This window comes from Paenibacillus sp. J31R30, assembly GCF_059692115.1.
In genome coordinates, this window is the sequence record NZ_JCAUAV010000002.1 from 235,403 (window position 1) to 259,205 (window position 23,803).

At 45.4% G+C, this 23,803-nt stretch carries 24 protein-coding genes; 21 read left to right on the forward strand and 3 right to left on the reverse strand.

Annotated features, from left to right (window positions below; all coding sequences use genetic code 11):
* Window positions 1-37: 37 nt before the first annotated feature.
* From AC58QO_RS07005 to AC58QO_RS07030, 6 genes are all read left to right on the forward strand, one after another.
* Window positions 38-2,929, forward strand: a complete 2,892-nt coding sequence (locus AC58QO_RS07005; protein WP_497264579.1) for an ABC transporter permease — start codon at window positions 38-40, stop codon at window positions 2,927-2,929.
* A 2-nt stretch (window positions 2,930-2,931) separates the two neighbouring features.
* On the forward strand, window positions 2,932-3,816 hold the full coding sequence (locus tag AC58QO_RS07010) for an ABC transporter ATP-binding protein (RefSeq protein WP_497264580.1): 885 nt from the start codon (window positions 2,932-2,934) through the stop codon (window positions 3,814-3,816).
* Window positions 3,817-3,991: 175 nt separating this feature from the next.
* Window positions 3,992-5,287: a homocysteine synthase gene (locus AC58QO_RS07015; RefSeq protein ID WP_497264581.1), complete on the forward strand. Its 1,296-nt coding sequence runs from the start codon at window positions 3,992-3,994 to the stop codon at window positions 5,285-5,287.
* Window positions 5,288-5,467: 180 nt separating this feature from the next.
* A complete protein-coding gene (locus AC58QO_RS07020; protein WP_497264582.1) occupies window positions 5,468-6,337 on the forward strand; it encodes a M15 family metallopeptidase in 870 nt (289 codons plus the stop codon).
* Between the two features lie 265 nt (window positions 6,338-6,602).
* Window positions 6,603-7,619 (forward strand): Gfo/Idh/MocA family protein, encoded by a 1,017-nt coding sequence (locus AC58QO_RS07025; protein ID WP_497264583.1) that lies wholly within the window; start codon window positions 6,603-6,605, stop codon window positions 7,617-7,619.
* A 38-nt stretch (window positions 7,620-7,657) separates the two neighbouring features.
* A complete protein-coding gene (locus AC58QO_RS07030) occupies window positions 7,658-8,620 on the forward strand; it encodes an AraC family transcriptional regulator (protein ID WP_497264584.1) in 963 nt (320 codons plus the stop codon).
* A 74-nt stretch (window positions 8,621-8,694) separates the two neighbouring features.
* Here the strand turns inward: AC58QO_RS07030 and mtnA are convergent, their stop codons facing one another.
* Together mtnA and mtnK are read right to left on the reverse strand one after the other, a co-directional pair.
* Complete coding sequence (mtnA, locus tag AC58QO_RS07035; protein ID WP_497264585.1) at window positions 8,695-9,807, reverse strand: S-methyl-5-thioribose-1-phosphate isomerase; 1,113 nt, start codon at window positions 9,805-9,807, stop codon at window positions 8,695-8,697.
* Window positions 9,779-11,023: an S-methyl-5-thioribose kinase gene (gene mtnK, locus AC58QO_RS07040; RefSeq protein ID WP_497264586.1), complete on the reverse strand. Its 1,245-nt coding sequence runs from the start codon at window positions 11,021-11,023 to the stop codon at window positions 9,779-9,781. The genes mtnA and mtnK overlap by 29 nt, the downstream gene beginning before the upstream one ends.
* Before the next feature lie 199 nt (window positions 11,024-11,222).
* On the opposite strand from mtnK, the gene AC58QO_RS07045 reads away from it, so the two are divergent.
* From AC58QO_RS07045 to sufB, 8 genes are all read left to right on the forward strand, one after another.
* A complete protein-coding gene (locus AC58QO_RS07045) occupies window positions 11,223-11,681 on the forward strand; it encodes a Dps family protein (protein ID WP_497264587.1) in 459 nt (152 codons plus the stop codon).
* Between the two features lie 94 nt (window positions 11,682-11,775).
* Window positions 11,776-11,958, forward strand: a complete 183-nt coding sequence (locus AC58QO_RS07050) for a hypothetical protein (RefSeq protein ID WP_497264588.1) — start codon at window positions 11,776-11,778, stop codon at window positions 11,956-11,958.
* Window positions 11,959-12,092: 134 nt separating this feature from the next.
* A complete protein-coding gene (locus tag AC58QO_RS07055) occupies window positions 12,093-12,662 on the forward strand; it encodes a DUF1802 family protein (RefSeq protein WP_497264589.1) in 570 nt (189 codons plus the stop codon).
* A 166-nt stretch (window positions 12,663-12,828) separates the two neighbouring features.
* Window positions 12,829-13,659, forward strand: a complete 831-nt coding sequence (gene sufC, locus AC58QO_RS07060) for a Fe-S cluster assembly ATPase SufC (RefSeq protein WP_171637983.1) — start codon at window positions 12,829-12,831, stop codon at window positions 13,657-13,659.
* Between the two features lie 53 nt (window positions 13,660-13,712).
* A complete protein-coding gene (gene sufD / locus AC58QO_RS07065) occupies window positions 13,713-15,008 on the forward strand; it encodes a Fe-S cluster assembly protein SufD (protein ID WP_497264590.1) in 1,296 nt (431 codons plus the stop codon).
* Window positions 15,005-16,231: a cysteine desulfurase gene (locus AC58QO_RS07070; protein ID WP_497264591.1), complete on the forward strand. Its 1,227-nt coding sequence runs from the start codon at window positions 15,005-15,007 to the stop codon at window positions 16,229-16,231. The genes sufD and AC58QO_RS07070 overlap by 4 nt, the downstream gene beginning before the upstream one ends.
* Window positions 16,218-16,652: a Fe-S cluster assembly sulfur transfer protein SufU gene (sufU, locus tag AC58QO_RS07075; protein WP_497264592.1), complete on the forward strand. Its 435-nt coding sequence runs from the start codon at window positions 16,218-16,220 to the stop codon at window positions 16,650-16,652. The genes AC58QO_RS07070 and sufU overlap by 14 nt, the downstream gene beginning before the upstream one ends.
* A gap of 62 nt (window positions 16,653-16,714) precedes the next feature.
* Window positions 16,715-18,112 carry a Fe-S cluster assembly protein SufB gene (sufB, locus tag AC58QO_RS07080; RefSeq protein WP_056624188.1) on the forward strand — a complete coding sequence of 466 codons (1,398 nt, stop codon included), beginning with the start codon at window positions 16,715-16,717 and terminating at the stop codon, window positions 18,110-18,112.
* 59 nt (window positions 18,113-18,171) lie between these two features.
* Here sufB and AC58QO_RS07085 read toward each other — a convergent pair whose 3' ends face one another.
* Complete coding sequence (locus AC58QO_RS07085; protein WP_497264593.1) at window positions 18,172-18,603, reverse strand: PH domain-containing protein; 432 nt, start codon at window positions 18,601-18,603, stop codon at window positions 18,172-18,174.
* Between the two features lie 151 nt (window positions 18,604-18,754).
* Here AC58QO_RS07085 and AC58QO_RS07090 point away from each other — a divergent pair, with 151 nt between their 5' ends.
* From AC58QO_RS07090 to AC58QO_RS07120, 7 genes are all read left to right on the forward strand, one after another.
* The gene (locus AC58QO_RS07090; RefSeq protein ID WP_497264594.1) at window positions 18,755-19,258 is read left to right on the forward strand and encodes a hypothetical protein; all 504 of its coding nucleotides are present in this window, start codon (window positions 18,755-18,757) and stop codon (window positions 19,256-19,258) included.
* Between the two features lie 137 nt (window positions 19,259-19,395).
* Window positions 19,396-20,508, forward strand: coding sequence for a C40 family peptidase (locus AC58QO_RS07095; protein ID WP_497264595.1), 1,113 nt, complete (start codon window positions 19,396-19,398; stop codon window positions 20,506-20,508).
* Window positions 20,509-20,629: 121 nt separating this feature from the next.
* Window positions 20,630-20,848 (forward strand): hypothetical protein, encoded by a 219-nt coding sequence (locus AC58QO_RS07100; protein ID WP_497264596.1) that lies wholly within the window; start codon window positions 20,630-20,632, stop codon window positions 20,846-20,848.
* Window positions 20,848-21,546 (forward strand): hypothetical protein, encoded by a 699-nt coding sequence (locus AC58QO_RS07105; RefSeq protein ID WP_497264597.1) that lies wholly within the window; start codon window positions 20,848-20,850, stop codon window positions 21,544-21,546. The genes AC58QO_RS07100 and AC58QO_RS07105 overlap by 1 nt, the downstream gene beginning before the upstream one ends.
* Window positions 21,547-21,550: 4 nt before the next feature.
* Window positions 21,551-22,747 carry a glutathionylspermidine synthase family protein gene (locus AC58QO_RS07110; RefSeq protein ID WP_497264598.1) on the forward strand — a complete coding sequence of 399 codons (1,197 nt, stop codon included), beginning with the start codon at window positions 21,551-21,553 and terminating at the stop codon, window positions 22,745-22,747.
* Window positions 22,744-23,394, forward strand: coding sequence for a signal peptide protein (locus tag AC58QO_RS07115; protein WP_497264599.1), 651 nt, complete (start codon window positions 22,744-22,746; stop codon window positions 23,392-23,394). Before AC58QO_RS07110 ends, AC58QO_RS07115 begins: the two co-directional genes overlap by 4 nt.
* On the forward strand, window positions 23,391-23,780 hold the full coding sequence (locus tag AC58QO_RS07120; protein ID WP_497264600.1) for a DUF350 domain-containing protein: 390 nt from the start codon (window positions 23,391-23,393) through the stop codon (window positions 23,778-23,780). The genes AC58QO_RS07115 and AC58QO_RS07120 overlap by 4 nt, the downstream gene beginning before the upstream one ends.
* The last annotated feature ends 23 nt before the right edge of the window (window positions 23,781-23,803 follow it).

The following is a 23,803-nucleotide window of genomic DNA, read 5'->3' on the forward strand; positions in this document are numbered from 1 at the left end:
CTAGTTTTGCTAAAGCAAAACGCTTAGGAGGATTACAATGTCCTTATTTCTGATGATTCTCCGTAAAATGGTGAAGAACCGCTGGTTAGAGCTAAGTTTACTGCTGGGGCTCATTATTTCCGTTGCTCTTGCGAGCTCGATGCCGATTTATACGCATGCCATTTTGCAACGTATGTTGATCAAAGACTTGGAAGTACAACAAACCAATACGCTGCAATATCCAGGAGTAGTGGCAAACCATGCTTTCTTTACAAAATTCAAAGACGGAGACAAAAAGTTAACGGAAACGGATGCTTTTATGGCCGAGACGAGCAAGCACTTCGGATTGCCGATTCTCCTTTCAACGATAACGCGAAGTACCAAGACGTTTGAACTTACACCTAGTGATCCTAGTAAATTAGATCCCAAAGTGAAACGGTACGGCGAAATAGCTGCCATGACGGAATTGGAAAAGCATATTCGTCTTGTTGATGGCGTCATGCCCTCGAATCAGCTCGTTGATGGAGTTTATGAGGCATGGGTATTTCCAGAGCTGTTAACGAAGTTGAAAATCGTGCTAGGCAATGAAGTAACGATCTCGAACACAGAAGATGTGAAGATGAAAATTCGCATCAAGCCCGTTGCTGTGATCGATCGCGCAGATATCTCCGATACTTACTGGACCGATACGACGAAAGATTTAAGTTCAAGGTTTTTCATTCCTTATGCGTTATTTGAGCAAGATTTCGCGAACAAAGCGAATTTTTTCGACATGTTTTCCTATTGGAATTATATGGTGGACTACCATCAATTAAAGTTAGAGGGCATTGATAATTACATCGCGACGTACAAAAAAATGGATGCTTATTTTAGTCAATATTTAGAAACGTATACAACTAGTAACCCAACAATAAGTACCTTACAAACCTATGGAGAGAAAGAAAAGAAGCTCCGCATTCTGCTTTTGTCATTGAATGTACCCGTGTGTATTCTACTTGCTTTCTATTTATTCATGGTCGCTAATTTGATTACAGAACGGCAGAAAACAGAAATCGCTGTACTGCGAAGTCGAGGAGCAAGCCGCGCTCAAATCTTAATCGGGTATGTGATCGAAGGAGTTATTCTCGGTGTCATTGCCCTGCTCATCGGTCCTTATATCGGGCTCCAATTAACTAACATCCTGGGTGCGTCGAACGGGTTTCTGACGTTTGTCCAGCGTGCTGCGATGGAAGTTAAGCTGGGGCAAGAGGCCTATCAATACGGATTGATCGCTGTAGTCGCTTCGGTAGGTATGACGCTCATTCCTGCTGTACTAGCTACACGTGTGAGCATTGTAGGTCATAAACAAACACTTGCGAGGAAGAATAAACTTTCATTTGTTCATAAAATATATCTAGATGTGGTCCTCTTAGTCGTTTCCATCTATTTATTGCAAAGCTTTAAGCAACGAATGGATGATCTGGTAGCCCTAGGGTTAGACTCCCTAGACATGAAGGTTGATCCACTCCTCTTCGTCGTGCCGGCCTTTTTTATATTCGCCATGGGTCTTTTCCTGTTGAGGCTATATCCTTGGGTTATTCAATTGATCTATATCATCGGACGCAAATGGTGGCCGCCCTATTTGTACTCAACACTGCTGCAAGTCGGGAGATCAACCACACAATACCAATTCATCATGCTATTTATTATTATGACATTGGCAACAGGTATTTTTAGTGCGAGCGCAGCAAGAACGATGAATAAGAATGTGGAAGAAAAAATCCATTATAAGAATGGATCCGATATTGTTCTGCAAACGGCATGGGATAATGACGCTCCACCTCCACAGTCAGGTCCGCCTGGCGAGGTGAAATCGCCGGGCACCGAAGGCGGGGGCAAGAAGCGCGTTCAATACGTAGAGCCGCCGTTCATTCCATTTACACAACTAACAGGCGTAGAAGCAGCAGCACGTGTTTTTCAAAGGAATGATGCTTATATCGCACTAGGCAAAGATACGAAAAGAACCACGCTCATGGGGATTGATACCGACGATTTTGGCCGAACAGCCTGGTTCCGTGACCAGTTACTTGATCATCATATCAATGACTATTTGAACGTGTTAGCTACGGACTCCAAAGCCGTGTTGATCTCAAGGTCTGTTGCCGAGGAAACCGGAGCCAACGTGGGTGATGTGGTTCGAATTGGATGGAATGATGTAGAGGGAGCAACGGCTGTCATCTATGGCATTATCGATTATTGGCCTAGCTGGAATCCGAACCCGGTATTGAAAGCGACAACGAGCTCCGGAAGTAAAGCAGATGCATCGAAGCAAAGTAAAGTGGACGCACCGAAGCTTGTCATCGGACATCTTTCTTTTATCCAAAATAATTTAGCTGTTGAGCCGTATGATGTGTGGTTAAAACTGAAGTCAGATATGACGAGTCAAGCCTTGTATGAAGCGCTGGAACAGAAGCATATGTCGGTCACACGTTTAGTGGATACGAATATGATGGTGATTCAATCGAAGAACGATCCCTTCCAACTGGCCGTGAACGGAGTAATGACGCTTGGATTTCTAATCGCAATTGGCATCAGCTTTATTGGATTTCTCTTATACTGGTTACTCTCTTTGTATGGGCAGATTTTACAATTCGGCGTGTTTCGCGCGATGGGAATTTCCTATAGGCAGTTGATCGGAATGTTGGTCGCTGAGCAGCTTCTCACTTCAGGAGCAGCAGTGCTGATTGGCATGATCACGGGGAATACGGGCAGCCGACTTTTCGTCCCGCTGTTCCAAATAACGTTCGATTCGTCAAGCCAAGTCCCGCCATTTCAAGTCAGCTTTGATCCGAGAGATCAACTGCATTTATATGTCATTGTCACGATTATGATCGGCCTGGGATTGCTGCTGCTCGGTACGATGCTCTCCAGAATTAAGATTCATCAAGCCGTGAAGCTTGGGGAGGACTAAGCATGATTCACTGTGAAAATTTAGTTAAAATTTATAAAGCTGCTGATCTTGAAGTCGTTGCCCTGCAAGGGCTTGATCTCCACATTCAAGAAGGAGAGTTGATGGCTATTATCGGTAATAGCGGCAGTGGGAAATCGACGCTGCTCAATATGCTGGGAGGGCTGGACCGACCTTCAGCAGGTAATCTGAGTGTGGATGGGAAGGACTTATTGAAGTTTAAGGAGTCCGATTTGGTGAAATATAAACGGGAAACCGTGGGTTTCGTCTGGCAAAATAATGCTCGTAACCTGATTCCCTACTTGACAGCATTGGAAAATGTGGAATTGCCCATTCTGCTCCAGGGACGACGCAAACGCTATCGTGCGCTGGATTTATTGGATGCAGTAGGCTTGAGTCACCGGAGAAACAACAAGCTTAATGAGCTTTCCGGCGGGGAGCAGCAGCGCGTTGCGATTGCGATTGCGCTCGCTAATCAGCCGAAGCTATTGCTGGCAGATGAACCGACAGGCTCTGTCGATACGAAAATGGCGAATCAGATCCTTGATTTGTTTCGTGAGTTGAATCGAACCTTTGGATTGACCGTCGTCATTGTTACACATGATCCGCTTCTGGCGAAGAAAGTAGATCGGGTGGTGGCGATTCGTGACGGCAAAACCTCCTCCGAAATTCTGCGGCGCAAATCGTATCAAGAAGAATTGTTGGAGCTGGAACAGGGGATTATTTCGTCAGACGAGGATTCTCATGTTGAGTACGCTGTCGTTGATAAGGCAGGCAGATTGCAAATCCCGGCAAACTATCTTGAATCCATTGGTGCTGCTGGAACGAACAAAATTCGCGTAGAGTTGGAAAATGGACGAATTATCCTGCTTCCACAAGACAAAGCATAAGGAACGCCCGTCATCGAAGATAGATTCGAGAGCGGGCGTTTTTGTTTTGTGAAATCTTATATTGACTTTAGGAAGAAAATTCCATTAAAATTATAACATACTATTCCAGTAGGAATAATTTAATTATCCTTCTCGATCGCGTCCCAAATAATCTATTTTCCCAGGAGGCATGCTCATGTCAAATTCTGAACGTAAGCACTTACCGGAAACACTAGCGATTCATGCAGGTCAAAAGGTTGATCCAGCGACCAATTCACGGGCTGTCCCTATCTACCAAACAACATCGTATGTGTTTAATGACACGGAGCATGCCGCTAATTTATTTGCGCTCAAGGAATTTGGCAACATCTATACACGGATAATGAATCCAACGACAGATGTATTCGAACAGCGCATTGCCGCGTTGGAAGGTGCTCCTGCCGCTCTTGCTGTGGCATCGGGTCAAGCGGCCATCACGTTCTCAATCCTGAACATTGCTGAGGTCGGTGATGAAATTGTATCTGCATCGGCTTTGTATGGCGGAACTTATAATTTATTTGCAAATACATTACCCAAACTAGGGATCACGGTAAAATTCGTAGATTCTAGTAATCCGGATAATTTCAGAAGCGCCATCACCGAGAAAACGAAAGCGATTTATGCCGAATCCATCGGCAATCCCAAGGGAGATATCCTAGACATAGAAGCTGTCGCGGCTATTGCACATGAGCATGGTATTCCGCTGATTGTAGATAATACGTTCCCAAGTCCCTATCTGCTGAGACCTATCGAGCATGGGGCCGATATTGTGGTACATTCTGCGACCAAGTTCATCGGCGGTCACGGAACGACCATAGGCGGCGTCATCGTAGATGGAGGGAAATTCGATTGGGCGGCAAGCGGGAAGTTCCCAGGGTTGACGAAGCCAGATCCAAGCTATAATGGTGTTATCTATACAGAAGCAGTCGGACCGATTGCTTATATTATCAAAGCACGCGTGCAATTATTGCGTGATTTGGGAGCGTCTCTGTCACCAAATAGTTCATTCCTTTTACTTCAAGGTTTAGAAACGTTGCACTTACGTCTAGAGCGTCACAGCGCTAATGCTCTGGCGGTTGCTCAATATCTAGAATCACATGAGTCCGTGGAGTGGGTAAGCTATGCTGGCCTAGAAAGCCACCAGTCTTATTCATTAGCAAAGAAATACTTACTGAAGGGTCAAGGCGCGATTTTGAGCTTTGGCATTAAAGGCGGTATCGAAGCGGGGAAAAAGCTGATTCACGCTGTGGAGCTATTCTCACATTTGGCCAATGTCGGCGATTCCAAATCATTAATTATTCATCCCGCAAGTACCACACATTCGCAATTGACGGAGCAAGAGCAAGCTTCAGCAGGTGTGTCGCCTGGACTTATCCGTCTATCTGTTGGAACAGAAGCGATTGAAGATATTATTTATGATTTGGAACAAGCGATCGCGGCCAGTCAAAAGTAAACTTGAAACGTTAACCGGTTCCGCATAAAATATGAGAAGGCTGCGATTTAGGAGCTCACCTAAATGCAGTCTTTTTTTGTGGTTCAGTGAAATTACGTTAGGTATGAAACTTTTTCTCCCGATCAACGGTCTATTACTTTGAAAAGCTTTGAGAACTTCTAGGAGGCAGGACGACAACGAATGAAAAAGAAAACGAAAATAAGCATTGCCTTGCTTATAGGGTTATCGGTCTTAGCTGGTTGCGGCAATAAAAGCGAAGAGATGTCTTCCATTTCACCTTCGCCAACGGCGACAGCTACAGCATCACCATCAGCATCTGTTACGCCAAGTGCTGGAGCGACACCGACTACACCAGCGACTACTGCGACTACTGTGCCAACGACTACAGCAAAGCCCTCTGTGAAACCCTCTGCTTCTCCTGCGGCAAGCACTACCCCGCCTAAGGATGGAGCGGTTCAAGTCATAGCTAAACCAGAGAGCATAACCGTTCTTGTCAATAAGCAAAATATGCTCCCATCGAGCTATGAGCCGAAGGATCTTGTCTATCCAAACATTGCATTTACGTTTTCTGAAAAAAATGAAAAGCGCAAAATGCGGCAAGCTGCCGCTACAGCTATCGAGAAGCTTTTCGCTGGGGCGGCAAAGGATGGCGTCCCTTTAGCAGGTGTTTCTGCGTATCGCTCGTATGCCACTCAGAAAGCTCTTTTTGACAGCTATGTGAAAAAAGACGGCCTAGAAAAGGCGAAAACGTATAGCGCGGTTCCTGGAACAAGTGAGCATGAAACAGGGCTTGCGATCGATGTGTCGGGCAGCAACGGGAAATGCGCAGCATCCGATTGCTTCGCAGGCACGAAAGAGGCTGTCTGGTTAGGACAGCATGCAGTAGAGTACGGCTTCATCGTCCGCTACCCGCAAGGAAAATCCACCATTACAGGTTATCAATACGAGCCATGGCATCTGAGATATGTCGGAACGGATATAGCGACGGAGATCCAATCGAAAAACTTGACGATGGAAGAATACTATCACACGGTTCCAGTCGCCAATTAAGCAGAGCATTTAACCCCACAAGGAGGTCATTTTCCGGTGGGGTTCTTCCTTTATCTACAGCTTTGATAGGGTTACTGGAAAATAGTAATATGTAACGCAATTAAAAATGCTTGACGTTCTAGACATTCTATCTTAATCTTCGAGTAAGAAAACATTCGTTCATATGTCGTAATTTTGCACCTTCATCTGTCGCTAATTCGAAATTTAACCGCCTTCACCACCGTGTTACAATGAACCCAAGTCACTTATTTGGAGGTTATTTAGGATGAAAGTAGCAATGTTGAGTTTCTGGCATGTACATGCCAAGGATTATGCAAAACAGGTGAATGAACACCCAGATACTGAAATTGTCGCGATTTGGGACGAGATTGTGGAAAGAGGCCAGCAAGAGGCTGAAGCACGGGGCGTGACTTTCTATGCAAGTCTCGAAGAGCTATTAGCAATTCCAGAAATAGAAGCGGTTGTTGTGGATACACCAACTAACCTTCACCGTGATGTAATCATCGCTGCCGCTAAGGCAGGTAAACATATTTTTACAGAGAAAGTTATTGCTCCTACGCTCCGCGAAGTGAATGAGATCCTCGCAGCTGTGGAGGAAGCAGGCGTGACTTTAACGGTTTCGTTACCGCGATTGAATTCGCCATCTACTTTAGCAATTCAAGAAATCGTTGAGAAAGAACTGTTAGGTCAAATTACGCTTGTGCGCACACGACTCTCTCATAATGGCGGTATTTCTACCACTGCGAATCCGAATGGTTGGTTGCCGGAGCATTTCTATAATGCCGAACAATGTGGTGGCGGAGCGCTTATTGATCTGGGCTGCCATCCGATGTACCTCAATCGTCTATTGCTAGGATTACCAGTTGCTGTAAGCGCTTCTTACGGCTACGTGACGGGAAGAGAAGTTGAAGATAACGCGGTATCGTTGCTTCAATATGAGAACGGTGCATTGGGAATTGTTGAAGCGGGCTTTGTGAACGCTTTTTCACCATTCGTCATTGAAGTTCATGGCACTGCAGGCAGTGTCTTATATTCGGACCAAGATGGACGCGTTATGCTGCGTACGAACAAGCTAGAGGAAGCTACAGGAAAATGGGTGGCTTACGAGGCGTTGCCAGAGGCGAAGCCGACTGCTTTTGATCAATGGGTCGCTCATATTCAAAATGGTACTAAAGCCACTGAAAATATCGGGTTGGCTGTGGATTTAACGAAGCTTATGGAAGCTTCCAATCTATCCGTAGCAAGCAAGAGCCAGGTCCGACTGGATTCCTTGGTTAACTAATGTTGTCATAAGCTGGAAAGGAAACGGTGTTTATCCCAATGAGTCAACCCTTTTACTTCGAACCCATGCTAGAAAATCCGATGGCTTTAGATCGTCTGGAATTAAGCTTCCGCTGGGGAGCTTACGGACTTAGGGTATTGCGTTGCCACCTGACTTCCTTTCCAGCAGGAACAATCGTGAATTATCATCAACACTCCGAATACGAGATTCATTATATTCCCTCCGGCAAAGGGAGAGTCATTCTGGATGGGATTACACATTCACTCCATGAAGGACTTCTCTATGTCACCGCTCCTGGTGTCATCCATCGGCAAGAAGCGGATGAGCTGGAAGCAATGGGGGAGCTTTGTCTCCATGTGGATATTGTCAAGCTAGCTCAGAACGATGCTGATGGCTCAAGCGCTGCGCATAGCTGGGGAGAAGAATGGGAGATGGCAGAAGCGGAAGCGTGTATTGGACAGCTGAGTGAGCTGCCTCTTATTCCAGCTGTAGATCGCCATGAAGCGATGAAATGCTTCCTAGTTGCTTATGAAGCTTGGCGGAGCAATCAGCTAGGCCAGTATACGATTATTAAACAGTCCATTGTCCAGATGCTGCTCAGAACGGTTAGCGCCTATCGACCGGAACAGCAGGGCGTGAACCTGCCTGCTCGCGACATGAAAAGCTATCGCTATCAAATGGCTGTTCAATTCATTGCAGACAATTTCCGCCATCCTCTGACCTTGGAGGAGGTAGCAGAGCGTGTGCAGATTAGCTCGAGACAGCTGCAACGGATTTTCAAGGAGAAAGCGAATGTTTCATTTAGCGAATACTTGGAGCAGATTCGCCTCAAATTCGTCTGTAGTGAGCTGCAGCAAACCTCGCTAACTCTGGAGAAAATTGCAGAGCGAAGCGGCTTCACATCCAGCAATTACCTGCACTATGTATTCAAAAAAGCGCATGGAACAACCCCCAATGCCTATCGTGAAAACAGGCAGCTCCAGTACGCAAGCATAATGTAAAACCCAAAAGAGCTGTTCGGAAGTAGAGAAATCTACTTACGGACAGCTCTTTTTGGGCTACGCTGGAAGATGATCTATTCGAACAGCTTACGAAGATTTTCCGTATACGGCGCTTGAACAATGCCTTTTTCCGTGATAATCGCGGTCACATACTCATTCGGCGTCACATCGAACGCAGGATTGAACACTTTCACGCCAACCGGTGCTGTGCGTTTGCCAAATCCTTGTGTAATCTCGTCCTCATGACGCTCCTCGATCGGAATATCCCCGCCAGTCGGCGTGTTCAAGTCGATGGTTGACAGCGGACTTGCTACATAGAACGGGATGCCATGCGCCTTCGCCAGCACAGCCACGCTGTACGTGCCGATCTTGTTGGCAACATCGCCGTTGGCCGCAACGCGGTCCGTTCCGACGATGACCGCTTGAATCCAGCCCTTCGCCATGACCGCGCCGGCCATGTTGTCACAGATCAGCGTGACGTCTACGCCAGCTTGCTGCAGTTCAAAAGCCGTCAGCCGTGCGCCTTGCAGCACGGGCCGTGTCTCATCGGCGAACACTTTGATGTTCAGCCCTTGTTCCTTCGCCAAGTAGAACGGCGCTAACGCTGTGCCGTACTTGGCTGTTGCCAAACCGCCGGCATTGCAGTGCGTCAGCACGCCAAACCCATCCTCGAACAGCGTGAGCGCATGTTCGCCGATACGGCGGTTGGTGTCTTCGTCCTCCGCCTGAATGACCTGCGCTTCTTGCAGAAGCGCAGCCTTGAACGCAACCGTGCTCACGCCCTCGGCTGCCAAAGCACTTGCTCTCGCGCGCATGCGATCGAGCGCCCAGAACAAGTTCACCGCTGTCGGACGCGACGTCGCCAGGTAATCCGCTTGCTTCTGGACTTCCGCCAGAAGCCCTTCAATCACAGCATCCACACCGCGGATGCCGAGGTACACCCCATACGCGGCGGCGATCCCTATCGCAGGTGCGCCGCGTACTTTCAAGTGCCGAATCGCTTCCCACACCTCAATCGGTGTCTCCAGCGGTAGATACACAATCTCCTCCGGCAGGAGTCGTTGATCCAGCAAATCAAGCTGCTGGCCGTTCCAGCGCAAGGATTGCAAAGCACCTTGCTCTTGTTTTTCCTTATTTTCGTTTTCCTTATTTACGTTTTCATTGTCTACGTTGTTCGTCGTTGTCATAGTACATAACCTCTTTCTCTGCTCGTGTTGCAATGGCAATTAGCTCATCAATCGTTGCTATCTGACGGTTAGCTCGAATGCATGCTGTGCCGATCGTTAGTGCCATGCGCTGCGCGCGTTCTCTTGCTGCAGCGTCCTCAATTTTATCGATATCTGCGACGTGGGCTAGACCGACTACGCGACGCACCATTTTGGCGCCTGCGAATCCGACCGTATCACGAAGCAAGTTGGAAATGTAATAATCTTGGTAGCTTGGAGCAGCAAATACACGATCTACCCCTTGTTCGTTCCATAATGCACGGAAATTGTGTTCGAAATGCGTCCATACATCCTTTACAGTTTGCGTTAAATAAGCGCGGTAAGAGGAACGGCTTTCTTCGTCCTTACTCCAACCTTCTTGAGCAGCAAAATTAAGAAGGAGGTTGGCTAGAACAGCACCAATATCGAAGCCCATCGGTCCATAGTAAGCGAATTCAGGGTCAATGACTTTCGTTGAATCGGGCTTGATGAAAATACTGCCTGTATGCAAATCGCCATGAAGCAGAGATTGTGCTTGTGTTAGGAACTTGTTGCGCAGAATCGCAACTTCGAAGTGAAGTTCTTTGTCTGCCCATAGCTGCTCTGCGGCATCACGGATAGGAGCTTCAATATTGTTCGTTTCCGCATCACGATAAGGATCATCGAAGATCAAATCTTCGGTGATTTTGCAAAGCTCAGGATTGATGAAGCGTCCCAGCTGAATCTTTTTTTCTTGTTGATTTTTGCCTAAATCCGAAGTGAAGAATAACGTATTAGCGAGAAAGCGCCCAATATGCTCAGCAAAAAGCGGGTATTGATTGCCCTCAATTAGCCCTCTGCGCATAATGACGTGATCGCTCAAATCTTCCATGACTGTAAGGGCTAGGTCGGCATCGTAGGCGTACACATGCGGGACGAGGTCTGGAACGAGTCCTTCTTCAATAATCAAAGCCTCGCTCTCAATACGTGCACGATCCAGCGTAAGCGGCCAAGATTCCCCAACAACTTTGGCATAAGGAAGAGCCTGCTTCAAAATAATACTTTTTCCAGTGGCAGCTTCTGTTATACGAAATACGAGGTTTAAATTCCCGTCCCCGATTTCCTGGCTAGCCAGATCAGCACCTGCTTGAAATAGTTGCGGAATACGACGCGCGTATTCGATGGCTTGCGCTTCCGATAATGGATGATAAGTGGACATTTGCGAACCTCCTATAAGTGATTGGAATTAATTCCAACTAATTTACTGAGTATTAATAGTCTTTACCTAGTATAAGACAAATTGATTCCGCATGAAATACACTTTTCAGAAATGTCGTTGAATTTACATAAAATCTGCGAAATAAACGCAAACTAGCATGTACAAGCACGATTTTTAGTCAAAATGAAGGGGGATTTCGATGACGAGCGCGACATTAGTTGGGGCGCAATCCATTCAAGCTGTTCTCAATAAGCAAATTGCTAACTGGAATTTACTATTTGTTAAACTGCATAATTTCCATTGGTATGTAAAAGGGAATCAATTTTTCACACTCCATGTGAAATTCGAGGAGCTGTATAATGAGGCTGCACTTCATGTTGATGAGCTGGCTGAACGATTACTGGCTATTGGCGGTCAACCTGCTGCCACGATGAAAGCTTATTTGGAGATTTCTTCATTAAAAGAAGCCTCTGGCACAGAGACAGCTACGAAAATGGTCGAAGCGATCATTGAAGACTTCACTATTCTTACACAAGAGCTGAAGGCTGGCATGCAGGTATGTGAGGAAGCGAGTGATGATACCACATCAGATATGCTTTTAGCGATCCAAACGTCCCTGGAAAAACATCGCTGGATGCTGCAATCATTTTTGGGCTAAGCAAGAGATTTACACAATCTTTAACTTGTTCAAACATTCGTAAAATGAAACTCAGTTATCCTAGAGACAAATGGTTTCGAAGGATGTGGAATTTATGAAATTCCTGAATGTCATGATGGTCATCGTTGTATGCACCATTTTCCTACTCATAGCGTATCATGCAGACGCTCCAGACACGCCCCATGATCCGAACCCTATGAAATATAATCAAGAACAGTTTACCCGAATGCAGCTCACCTATGAGAAACTTTCTTATGTGGTGACACAGATACAGTGAAGTAAGGAGAAGGAATGGCAGTTTTATGCGCCGTTCCTTTTTATTTTTCCTGAAAAATGTCAATTTATATTTGTTTTGCTTAGAAAGTTTATTTATAATAGATGGATTAATGTGGAGAACGAGGAGTTGGCTTTATGGGGCAGGGGATGGCTTTAAAGGAATGGGCATCTGCGGTTAAAGCATTAGAGGCGGGCTCGCAAATTTTTATTATGCGCAAGGGAGGTATTGTCGAAGAAACAAGAGATTTCCAAGTGGAATCGACTGATTTCTTTCTTTATCCAACATATGAACATCAGAGAAAAGAGCTGCTGAAAGATCAATATCGCGGGGTTATCGATGAAACTTTGGTGAATTGGAGCGCTGAAGATACACACGTTACGATCAGTTCCTTTGCCCGAATGGTTGAAGATATCGAGGTTAGCGATCAAGAAAAGCTGAATCAGTTATTTCCTTTTCATATTTGGACAGAAAATTTCACAGAAGAGCGCTTGAGGTGGAAACGTAAAAACCCATTGCATATAATGATTTTAAGGGTATATACACTTCATCAACCGATCCAAATCGAGATCGAACAGGCCTATATCGGCTGCAAATCATGGATACAGCTGGGAGCTTCGGTACCGGATGGTACTGCGATGACTCCTGTGTTGATTGAGAAAGAATTTACCACGCAAGTTGCTGAAATAAAACGTACTTTGGCGTAAAATTTACGTAGTATTTCACAAAACGCTCTCCTTTTTCACCTGATGGCCCTTTCTTGATTTGTCACAGTAAGTTATAATAGAATTATTCTAATGAGAATCAGTGATAATCATTACATTTGATTGTCATCTATCTAGTACACTCAAACATTATGGAGGCTTAAAGAAAATGGCAAATTCATCAACATTTACAATAGAGGGTCTGAAAGCGACCATCGAAGGAAAGGAAATTTTGAAAGGTCTTAGCCTAGAAATCAAAGGCGGCGAAATTCACGCGATCATGGGGCCGAACGGTACAGGTAAAAGTACATTGGCATCCGCGTTAATGGGTCACCCGAAATATGAAGTAACAGAGGGGTCTGTTACATTAGATGGCGAAGATGTTCTTGAGATGGCTGTTGACGAAAGAGCACGCGCTGGCTTGTTCTTGGCTATGCAATACCCAAGCGAAATCACTGGCGTAACGAATGCTGACTTCTTGCGCAGTGCAATGAATGTTCGCCGCGGTGAAGGTAACGAAATTTCTTTGATCAAATTTATTCGTCAAATGGAAGCGAAAATGAAGCAACTAGAAATGAACCCTGAGTTCATGCACCGTTACTTGAACGAAGGCTTCTCCGGCGGTGAGAAGAAGCGTAATGAAATTCTTCAAATGCTTTTGCTTGAGCCGAAATTCGTTATTCTTGATGAAATTGACTCCGGTCTAGATATCGATGCTTTGCGTATCGTTGCTGAAGGTGTTAATGCTATGCGTAGTGAAGAGCGCGGATTCTTGATCATTACGCATTACCAACGTTTGTTGAACTACGTTAAGCCTGATTTTGTACATGTTATGATGCAAGGTCGCATCGTGAAATCCGGTGGTCCTGAGCTTGCTGAGCGTTTGGAAGCGGAAGGTTACGACTGGATCAAAGAAGAACTTGGCATCGTTGATGAAACTGTTGGTCAAGACGAGGAAGAATTCAAAGTTCCTATGAACACACCAGGGCCGAAGTACTAGGAGATGAGAGACTTTGATCTTAGGGTCAAAGATACTTATAAATGGAGGAAATCATGAGCACTAAAACAACACTTTCCATCGATACTAATGCTGTTACTGAGCTCTCCCGCAGCAAGCAAGAGCCGGAGTGGATGACAGCCCTTCGTACTGAAGGGGTAGCATTAGCGAATTCGTTGGAATTACCTATACTAGAAAAAACAAGAATCGACCGTTGGAGCATTTCCGCCTACGGTTCCTATAAAGAGCAAGCAGCTTTGAGTTCACTGGATGCATTGCCTGAAGTGACCAAAGGCTTAACGAATTCCGATAACCTTATTGTGCAACGCAACTCCGGGATCGTGTACAATCAAGTATCCGAAGCTTTGAAACAGCAAGGTGTTATTTTCACAGATCTTGAAACAGCTGTTCGTGAGCATGGAGATTTGGTTAAACCTTACTTCATGAAGGCTGTTCAAGCGAATGAAAATCAGCTGACTGCTTTGCATGCAGCCTTGTGGAATGGCGGTATTTTCATCTACGTTCCGAAAAATGTTGTTGTAGACATTCCGCTTCAAGCTTTGTTTGTAGCTGATGATGCAGAAGCAACATTTGCACCGCATGTCCTGATCGTTGCTGAGCAATTCAGCTCCGTTACGTATGTAGATAACTTTGTGTCCTCCGTTGGCGACGCAGCGCTTGTACAGAACGGAATCGTTGAAGTATTTGCAAAACCAGGTTCACGCGTAAGCTACTCCTCCATCCACAGCTTGGAAGCATCCGTAACAGATCTCACGTACCGTCGTGCGATCCTTGAAGATGATTCCCGAATTGGTTGGGTAGTTGGTGAATTGAACTATGGGAACTCGATGTCCGATACGACATCTATTCTCAAAGGTAAAGGGTCCGATTCCGATGCGAAAGTCATCTGTGTTGGAACTCATGAACAAAAACTAAACCTGACGACTCGCGCTGTTCATTGGGGCAAAGCGTCTACAAGTGATATGATTACACGTGCGGTTATGCGTGATAGTTCAACAGCAATCATTAACGGAATTACGAAGATCGAGAAAGGCGCACAAGGCTGTAACGGTCAACAAACCGAGAAAGTCTTGATGCTTAGCCCGAAAGCTCGTGGAGACGCGAACCCGATTCTTCTGATTGACGAAGATGATGTTAAAGCAGGTCATGCTGCGAGTGTTGGGCAAGTGAATGCAGAGCAAGTTCACTACTTGATGTCCCGTGGTATTACCAAAGAAGAAGCTCAACGCTTAATTATTTATGGATTCTTAGCGCCAGTCGTTTCTGAAATTCCAGTTAAGAGCGTTGAAGAACAGCTGCAAAGCTTAGTGGAGAGGAAGCTAGGACAATGATACCTGCAGAGATACGTGAACTTTTTCCCATTCTGAAGCAAGAAGTGAACGGTCATCCTCTGGTTTACTTGGATAGTGCTGCTACTTCCCAGAAGCCTATTCAGGTGATCGAGGCACTGAAGCATTACTATGAGTGGGATAATGCGAACGTTCATCGCGGGGTTCATACCCTAGGTTCCCGAGCAACGGATGCGTACGAAGGAGCTAGAGCCAAAGTGGCGAAGTTTATCGGCGCAGCGAGTGAGCAGGAAATTATTTTCACAAGAGGCACAACAACCGCTATCAATATTGTGGCAGCTAGCTTTGCCGAATCGGTACTCCGTGAGGGCGATGAAATCGTCCTTACCCCGATGGAGCATCACAGCAACTTGATTCCTTGGCAGCAAGCAGCTAAGAAGTCAGGCGCTACTTTAAAATATATCCCGTTACAACCTGACGGATCCATTTCTCTTGCTGATGTTGAAAATACGATTACGGATCGTACGAAAATCGTTTCGATTGTATATGTATCCAACGTGTTAGGCGTTATCAATCCGATCAAGGAAATTGCAGCCATTGCCCATAAGCATGGTGCCAAAATCATGGTCGATGGTGCGCAAAGCACACCGCACATGAAAGTGGATGTACAGGATTTGGATTGTGACTTTTATGCCCTGTCAGGGCATAAGATGTGTGGTCCTACTGGAATCGGGGCATTGTATGGGAAGAAGTCTTTGTTAAATAACATGGAGCCAGTTGAGTTTGGCGGCGAAATGATCGATCATGTCGATCTTTACGAGTCAACTTGGAAAGAACTTCCGTGGAAATTTGAAGGCGGAACACCTATCATAGCAGGAGCAGTAGGTCTTGGTGCGGCAATCGACTTCTTAACTGAAGTCGGGATGGATAATATATATAAACATGATGTAGAGCTTATGAATTATGCGGTAGACCGTATGAAGCAGATCGAAGATTTATCTGTCTACGGACCGACGACGAATCGTGCAGGTCTCGTTACCTTTAATCTTGGGGATGTTCATCCTCATGACGTGGCAACCGTGTTGGATTCCATGGGTATTGCAATTCGTGCCGGTCACCACTGCTGCCAACCGTTAATGAGATGGTTAGAACAAAGCAGCACAGCTCGTGCGAGCTTTTATCTATATAATACGGAAGATGATGTAGACCGTCTTGTGACGGCTCTAATTAAAACAAAGGAGTACTTCGGCGATGCAATTGGATGATTTATACCGTAGAGTAATTATGGATCACTATAAAACTCCTCGCAACCGTGGGAAATTTGAGTCCGGCGAGACCGTAACGATTGACCTGAACAACCCAACCTGTGGAGATAAAATTTCACTACAGATGCAAGTTGAAGAGGGTATCGTGAAAATGGCGAAATTCACAGGTGAAGGCTGCTCGATTAGCTTATCCTCTGCATCCATGATGACGGATGCAGTCAAAGGAAAAACAATCGAAGAAGCACTGAAAATGGCTGATGATTTCTCTGGGTTGATGAAGGGCGAATCCGTAGAATTTGAATATGAAGACATTGAGGCCCTGTCGGGCGTTAACAAATTCCCAGCGAGAATTAAATGTGCAACTCTTTCGTGGAACGCTCTTCGCAAAGGGATTGAACATTCTCATAAGACCGATAACTAACGCATTTGCGATGGAATAGGTTAAACATAGGTAAGCAAGAGATCGTTAAGGAGGAATCAACCATGGCTAAACAAATGCCAGATTTAGAGGATTACAAATATGGTTTTAGAGACGAACACAAATCCATTTTCCAATCCGGTAAAGGCTTAACTCGTGAAATCGTTGAAGAAATCTCAAGAATTAAAGGCGAACCAGAATGGATGTTGGAATTCCGTCTGAAATCCCTTGAGCAATTCTTCAAAATGCCAATGCCTCGTTGGGGCGGCAACATGGATGACTTGGATTTCGATGATATCCAGTACTATGTGCGTCCATCCGAGAAGCAAGGTAAGACGTGGGAAGAAGTTCCTACAGAAATAAAAGAAACGTTCGACAAGCTTGGTATTCCTGAAGCAGAGCAAAAGTTTCTAGCTGGTGTATCTGCACAGTATGAATCCGAGGTTGTTTACCACAGTATGCAAAAAGAGCTTGAAGATCAAGGTGTTATCTTCACGGATACGGACACTGCTCTTCGTGAATACCCAGAATTGTTCAGACAATATTTCGGAACAATCATTCCTCCAGCCGACAACAAATTTGCAGCATTGAATAGTGCTGTTTGGTCCGGCGGATCTTTCATCTACGTACCAAAAGGCGTTAAATGTGAAGTGCCATTACAGGCTTACTTCCGTATTAACTCCGAGAACATGGGGCAATTCGAGCGTACATTGATCATCACTGACGAAGATAGCTTCGTACACTATGTAGAGGGCTGTACAGCTCCTATCTACAGCACGAACTCCCTTCATAGCGCAGTTGTTGAAATCGTATGTTTGAAGAACTCCCGTGCTCGTTACACAACGATCCAAAACTGGGCGCCTAACATCTACAACCTCGTTACCAAACGTGCGGTTGCAGAAGAAGGAGCAACGATGGAGTGGGTTGATGGTAACATCGGTTCCAAGCTGACAATGAAGTACCCAGCAGTTGTTCTTAAAGGCCGCGGCGCTAAAGGGATGGTTCTTTCCATCGCTGTTGCGGGCAAAGGTCAACATCAAGATGCGGGCGCGAAAATGACGCATTTGGCACCAGATACAACATCGACGATCGTCTCCAAATCGATCTCCAAGCATGGCGGTAAAGTAACGTACCGTGGTTTGGCTTCCTTCGGACGTAACTCTCAAGGCTCCAAAGCCAACATCAAATGCGATACGTTGATCTTGGATAACGAGTCGACATCAGATACAATTCCTTACAATGAAATCTTGAACGATAACATTACGCTGGAGCATGAAGCGACAGTATCTAAGGTATCTGAGGATCAATTGTTCTACCTCATGAGCCGTGGTCTTACCGAAGCAGAAGCTACGCAAATGATCGTTATGGGCTTTATTGAGCCATTCACCAAAGAACTTCCAATGGAATATGCCGTGGAAATGAACCGTCTCATCAAGTTCGAGATGGAAGGGTCCATCGGTTAATCTCCTGACAATAGAAAAAGCGTCCCAGAGATCTTCTCTGGGACGCTTTTTTACTTATGTTAACCGTTAATCCGCTTACGATTCTGTGTCGCTGCCGATTGGAGTGCCACATACAACGATTGGATATTGAACTTCTTCTTGAATTCAAAACGATATGCGGCCGTAGTAATGTTATTCGCTTTGTAATAAGGTGAGGTTATGTAATGGATAGTTAACTCACTGTCATCAAAGCCTGTACCGCCAGATTCCATCGATACTTCATAGATAGCGTCTAGATCAATGGTGGAAACCTTGGTCTTTTTGCCAGTTACACCTTGATGATCAATGAGGATAATACGTTCGTCGGTGATAACGAAAGAGTCTCTCACCAGCTTGAAGCCTGTTGTAATGGATTCGTTCGGCATGAGATACATACCATACTGCTTCGAAAGCTCCTCGACCGAAACTTCCGATAAATTTCCTAATAATCCACTGAAAAGTACGTATTCCACATTTATACTGTGATATCCTTTTTACCACATCCGTCTACAGACGGAATACGAAGCCTGCTTGAGGCGGTTATTATGATGGGTTAAGGATGATATGCTTAGTAGTAACATCGAAGGAATCTCGTGTCATTTTACATACTAGGAGGCGTTCGTGATGAGTAATCCCAAATGGTTTAATGGCATGTGGGAAACGAAAGGCTGGAACCTTTCAGAAATCGACTATCAGTGGCCATCCCCCCAATTGCCGATCATCAACATTCGGACTGGCGGCGTAAAGAAATCTAGACGTAGAGTAGCCATTGGTGTTATTGCGGTGGGAGACGTCGCGGTAGGTTTAATTTCGGTAGGAGCTGTAAGCGTAGGCCTCGTTTCCTTTGGTGCTGTTGCTCTATCTTGGTTAGCCTCCTTTGGCGCTGTCGCGGTAGCTTCATATTTGGCAGGAGGAGCTGTTGCGATCTCGCATTGGCTATCCATTGGAGCGGTAGCGATTGGTGATGTAGCCTTAGGTGCAGTAGCGATAGGTAAAACGGCTCTTGGTGCAGTGGGAATTGGTGAAACGGCCTATGGAGTCGTTGCCATCGGTGAACATGGATTCGGCTTGGTACCGATCACGGTGGATTTTGCCAACTGGGTGAAAGGATTATTCACATCCAAGTAAGCAGAACATGGATTGCAGTGTAAAGCCAGCTTTCCAACATACTCCAAGTCAGTTTGAGCTAACGGATTGCATATTTGCATGCCACTTGTCTCACTCTATAAAGGATAATAATGTTTTCCTTAAGGAGAGAGAAATTCATGTGGAGTAAGCTAAAGGCACCAGCGATTGGAAGTATGGTCGTCATGCTGGCGATTACAACAGCTTGTGGGAAGGATAATGCGAGCCCCCGAAGTGTAACACCTACGCAGAGTCCGACAGGTCTTACAGGCCAAGGAAACACGGCTACGAAAAGCCTATCACAAGCAGGCAAGGAGATTATTGCGCTTGCGAGCAATGATGCAGTTCTCCCGATGAAGCAGATTGGCAATGTCAATTATGTGTCTGCCCAAGATCTCATTAAGACGTTAAAATTCCAATCAGAATGGGAAGAATCGGAGAACAAGCTAATATTAGGCGATAACGATGCCAACTTTGAATTGGTTATGAACTCGAATAAAGCCATTAAGGATGGCGCAGATATTCAATTAAGTCAGCCCGTTATCAAAGAGGGAGGGACGGCTTTTTTACCTGTCTCTGACCTAACTGATTTATTTCAAGATGATATGTCGTATGAAGTAAGGCAAAACGATGTCCTTATCCACGCTTCGCCTATTGCGATTATCGAGCATGAGGATGATCCTGCAGGCGCGAATGATAATTCACCAGAGTTGGATTTCGGAGATGACCCAACTGATCCCTTCAAAGGCAATGATGAAGGCGCCAATCCGGCGATGAAGCCGAATCAATCCGAAGTTGATTTACAAGTTTGGTCCCCATTTGACCAAGAAGAGGTACTTCCTGTTCTAAAGAATATCGACGTGAACGCCATGATTAATAAAGGGAAGAATTATTTAGGGGTCAAATATAAATTTGGAACGGGCCCTTATCCGAAAACAGGCCGATTCGATTGTTCCACATTTACCCAATATGTTTACGGGAAATATAATATTAAGCTGCCTCGCGTAGCTCGCCAACAAGGGGCTAAAGGCTCTTTGGTTTCTCGCAAATCATTGCGTAAGGGAGATCTTATGTTTTTCTACGTGCCAGGCCGCTTCAAATCGAACAAAACGGTTGGCCATGTTGGGATTTACATCGGAAATCAAAAGATGCTGCATGCCTCTCCTGAGCCGAAAAATGGCGTACAAATCACAAATATTAATAAGGCATATTGGAAAAAAACATTTCTAAAAGCGAAGCGAATTGCCTATTAATGGAAGTAATGGTAGAAGCCTATCCATGAGATAGGCTTTTATTTTTGTTAATTTTGAAACAAATGTATCCGTCATGCGTTTAAATGTGTAGGAAGTTTGTTTGTGGAGGAGGCAAGGAAGAATGACAATTGTGCTTTATGAAAAACTGATTGAAGGGCAGCTGCTCCGAATTGGAGAACGCGCATGGGATGAGAAGCTAATTCAAGCTTTAAATGTGGCTAATTTTATCCTCGTTGGCGGGAAGGAATACGAAATGATTGAAGGTCGATTGAATTTGGATCTCCAAGTGTTTGAACTGCTTCTCGTTGCAGCCAGCTCAGAAGGGGGAGGAAGCAAGTAGTGAAACGACCACTTAAAGTACTGTCAGCTTCACTTACTCTTATTCTGTTAGGACAAATGCTGCTGGTATCGGCTCAGGCTGCAGAGACGCCGAGTCCGAATACAGGTTCATCCAAATTGGTGGAATGGTCGAATGAAGACGTTAAAGCGTATTATGACCCGCAGGTAGATTGGAGCTTACCTATCCCGGCGGATAAGAGCTCAGCTTCCCCCTCACCAACGCCAACACCGAGCACTTCTGGTGCTACAGCAAGCAGCAGTGCCAGTTCTACTGTTATTGTGAATCAGGTTTCGGGCGGAGGCTTTGGTTGGGATGATCTGCTCTTGTATCATCTTATTTTCAACACGGTAAGCCCATATTCGTCTAGCAGCTGGGGGAACAATCATCGCTCGTATTATTATCGTTCGAATACTCCCTATGTCAATAAAACATATCAACCGAGCTCGTTTACAAATCGTTCCACCACGAAGACACCTACGACTTCAAGCGGAAGCGGCACTTTTACATCCAATAAATCGTCTACAACGAACAAATCAAACACGAGCACGACAACTTCTTCTGGCAATTCTGTCAATAGTTCTAATTCAAGCGGCAGCACTTCATCCAGTGGCACCAAGTCAACTTCAACTTCATCAGGCAGCATAGGTGGAAAATCAAGTGGCTTTAGCTCATCCTCTAGCTCAAGCTCCGGGGGTTAATTGCATGGAATTTGAAGTATGGGGGACTCCAGCACCCGACAGAGACTTGAGAGTTCAGCAATTGGCTGAACTAGGGTTCACGTGGGCCAATTTGGAGAAGGAAGAGTACTGGATTGATCAACTTGTCGTGATGCCAAATAGGGTTTATCAGGAGCTTATTCAAGCAGCTTCAGGACTGTGGCAGGTGTTCGATAAAGCGGCCCGTTACGTACACAGAAATCGAGAGCTTTATGCAGAATTATCGATCCCAGAAGTGCTGTGGGATGGTTTGGATCGGCTGGAACTGAATGAAGAAGGCTTCATTAGCCGTTATGCTAGATTTGATTTTACGATCAGTCAGGACGGCGCGATTAAATTGCTTGAATTGAACGCAGATACACCTACAGGCTATGTAGAGGCAGCAATTGCTACTCCTTGGCTATGTGAGCAATATGGTGTTGACTCACCCAATGTGGGGATGAAAGAGCTCGTAAGAGCCGCTTGGGACATTGAGGCTCCCGATTACGCGGCCTGTATTGCGTACGGACAGCATGAGGAGGACTCTGGTACAATACGTGCACTTGTGGCACATAGCCAGAGAGAGATGACTTGTGTGGATTGTTTGGATTTATGGATTGATGAGGGCGTGGTCAAGGTTGGTGCGGATCAGACCATTCATCGTATGTTTGCCTTGTATCCGAAGGAATGGATGGGGGTCGACGACGGGGGAGAAGCACTGTCGTATGCAATCGAAGAACAGTTCGTTCACTTGTTTAATCCTTTGCACGCTGTGGTGCTGCAATCCAAAGGCTTACAGGCGTTAATCTGGGATCTTCATGTCAGACAGTCTGAGTTATTCACCCAAGAGGACCACGACGTGATCAAGACCTACATGCTGGCTACGTACATGGAACCCGTTATCGTAGGTAGTTATGTGTCCAAGTCGATGTATGGTCGTGAGGGCGGCTCTGTGGAGCTGTATAACGAACAAGGAGAGCTGGAATTCAAGGATGAAGCAGGCTTCGATACGAGTGTGTTCTTCAAGCGTGTGTATCAAGAGAGGGCTGACTTGCCGCGGCTTTCCTTCCAGCATGGTCAAGGTCATTTATTAACTGGCCTTTTTGTATTGAATGGTACGCCATGCGGCCTTCTGGGAAGAGCTGGTGGAATCATCACGGGTAATGCAAGTCAATTTGTGGCGATTGGAGTGAAAGCGCCTTGAAACAAGGAAGATTCATGCTATTGGCAGTAGGACTTATCGGAATCATTGGTATCATCTGGTTGTTTAGCCTGGCATTCGATAAGAAACCATCTGTTCTAAGCAATGTAACATCAGGTAACGCAGCTGCAGTCACAACTAGTTCAAATGGTGAGGTGCCATGGGACTACCAGGTTCAGCAAGTTAAGGTTGGCGATTTAATCGATGGTGACATGGTGCTGTTGCCGAACAATGATCGCATTTCTAATGATCAGAATTTTGCTACGGGAGATACCATTTGGGTATTGAGCTTTATGCAGGCTTCGATGCATGCGGATAGTCAAGGAAAGAATGAAGTCACTTTGTCGCAATGGAAGCCCATCAAGTCTTTCAAAACCAAAGAAGAAGCAGACAAAGATTTAGCGGAGTTGAAAGTAGAAATAAAGACGGATGTGAGCTTGGTCGGGGTTTATAAAACAGAGATGGACAGCAAATTTAGATTTTTTGCCGTAGTTGAATTACCAACGGGGCAGAAGGTCAAGCAGCCGATTCCAGAAGATCGGTACAAAACGTTCAAGGATAAAAAAGAAGTGAGCGTTGTGCTGGAAGAAGTACATGATTATACAGATTTTGATCAATCCATGGCTAAATTTCGGGGGTGGGCAGAGTGATCGTTTTGGATATTATTATTAGTTTATTTGTCATTGTCCTACTACAGTTTGCAGGGATGTACGTGTTTAGTTTAATGACACCCTATCGTGATATGGAAGAAATAAATAGCGGCAATTTGGCCGTTGGCATCACCATGGGTGGTAAGTTCGTGGCAACAGCGATCATTCTAGCCATTGCTGCCTACACGAACTCCTCCATCTGGCATATGAGCCTCTGGTTTGCGGTTGGGTACGCATGTTTAATAGCTTCATATTGGGTTTTTGATTGGTTAACCCCCGGCATGAAGCTATCAGATCAGTTGAAGCAAGGGAATGTAGCCGTAGGAACCTTACTTGCAGCTGTATATGTTGGGATTGCGATTTCGGTGAGCAGTCTAATTATTTAAGAAGCAGGCGGCCAATTAGTTCG

What these genes read in the sequence shown, in the direction of transcription:
- AC58QO_RS07110 (WP_497264598.1), top strand. Translation starts at nt 21,551, where the DNA reads ATGGAATTTGAAGTATGGGGGACTCCAGCACCCGACAGAGACTTGAGA.
- AC58QO_RS07090 (WP_497264594.1), top strand. Translation starts at nt 18,755, where the DNA reads ATGAGTAATCCCAAATGGTTTAATGGCATGTGGGAAACGAAAGGCTGG.
- sufU (WP_497264592.1), top strand. Translation starts at nt 16,218, where the DNA reads ATGCAATTGGATGATTTATACCGTAGAGTAATTATGGATCACTATAAA.
- AC58QO_RS07015 (WP_497264581.1), top strand. Translation starts at nt 3,992, where the DNA reads ATGTCAAATTCTGAACGTAAGCACTTACCGGAAACACTAGCGATTCAT.
- AC58QO_RS07100 (WP_497264596.1), top strand. Translation starts at nt 20,630, where the DNA reads ATGACAATTGTGCTTTATGAAAAACTGATTGAAGGGCAGCTGCTCCGA.
- AC58QO_RS07030 (WP_497264584.1), top strand. Translation starts at nt 7,658, where the DNA reads ATGAGTCAACCCTTTTACTTCGAACCCATGCTAGAAAATCCGATGGCT.
- AC58QO_RS07005 (WP_497264579.1), top strand. Translation starts at nt 38, where the DNA reads ATGTCCTTATTTCTGATGATTCTCCGTAAAATGGTGAAGAACCGCTGG.
- sufB (WP_056624188.1), top strand. Translation starts at nt 16,715, where the DNA reads ATGGCTAAACAAATGCCAGATTTAGAGGATTACAAATATGGTTTTAGA.
- AC58QO_RS07050 (WP_497264588.1), top strand. Translation starts at nt 11,776, where the DNA reads ATGAAATTCCTGAATGTCATGATGGTCATCGTTGTATGCACCATTTTC.
- sufC (WP_171637983.1), top strand. Translation starts at nt 12,829, where the DNA reads ATGGCAAATTCATCAACATTTACAATAGAGGGTCTGAAAGCGACCATC.
- sufD (WP_497264590.1), top strand. Translation starts at nt 13,713, where the DNA reads ATGAGCACTAAAACAACACTTTCCATCGATACTAATGCTGTTACTGAG.
- AC58QO_RS07010 (WP_497264580.1), top strand. Translation starts at nt 2,932, where the DNA reads ATGATTCACTGTGAAAATTTAGTTAAAATTTATAAAGCTGCTGATCTT.
- AC58QO_RS07095 (WP_497264595.1), top strand. Translation starts at nt 19,396, where the DNA reads ATGTGGAGTAAGCTAAAGGCACCAGCGATTGGAAGTATGGTCGTCATG.
- AC58QO_RS07055 (WP_497264589.1), top strand. Translation starts at nt 12,093, where the DNA reads ATGGGGCAGGGGATGGCTTTAAAGGAATGGGCATCTGCGGTTAAAGCA.
- AC58QO_RS07070 (WP_497264591.1), top strand. Translation starts at nt 15,005, where the DNA reads ATGATACCTGCAGAGATACGTGAACTTTTTCCCATTCTGAAGCAAGAA.
- AC58QO_RS07045 (WP_497264587.1), top strand. Translation starts at nt 11,223, where the DNA reads ATGACGAGCGCGACATTAGTTGGGGCGCAATCCATTCAAGCTGTTCTC.
- AC58QO_RS07025 (WP_497264583.1), top strand. Translation starts at nt 6,603, where the DNA reads ATGAAAGTAGCAATGTTGAGTTTCTGGCATGTACATGCCAAGGATTAT.
- mtnA (WP_497264585.1), bottom strand. Translation starts at nt 9,807, where the DNA reads ATGACAACGACGAACAACGTAGACAATGAAAACGTAAATAAGGAAAAC.
- AC58QO_RS07020 (WP_497264582.1), top strand. Translation starts at nt 5,468, where the DNA reads ATGAAAAAGAAAACGAAAATAAGCATTGCCTTGCTTATAGGGTTATCG.
- mtnK (WP_497264586.1), bottom strand. Translation starts at nt 11,023, where the DNA reads ATGTCCACTTATCATCCATTATCGGAAGCGCAAGCCATCGAATACGCG.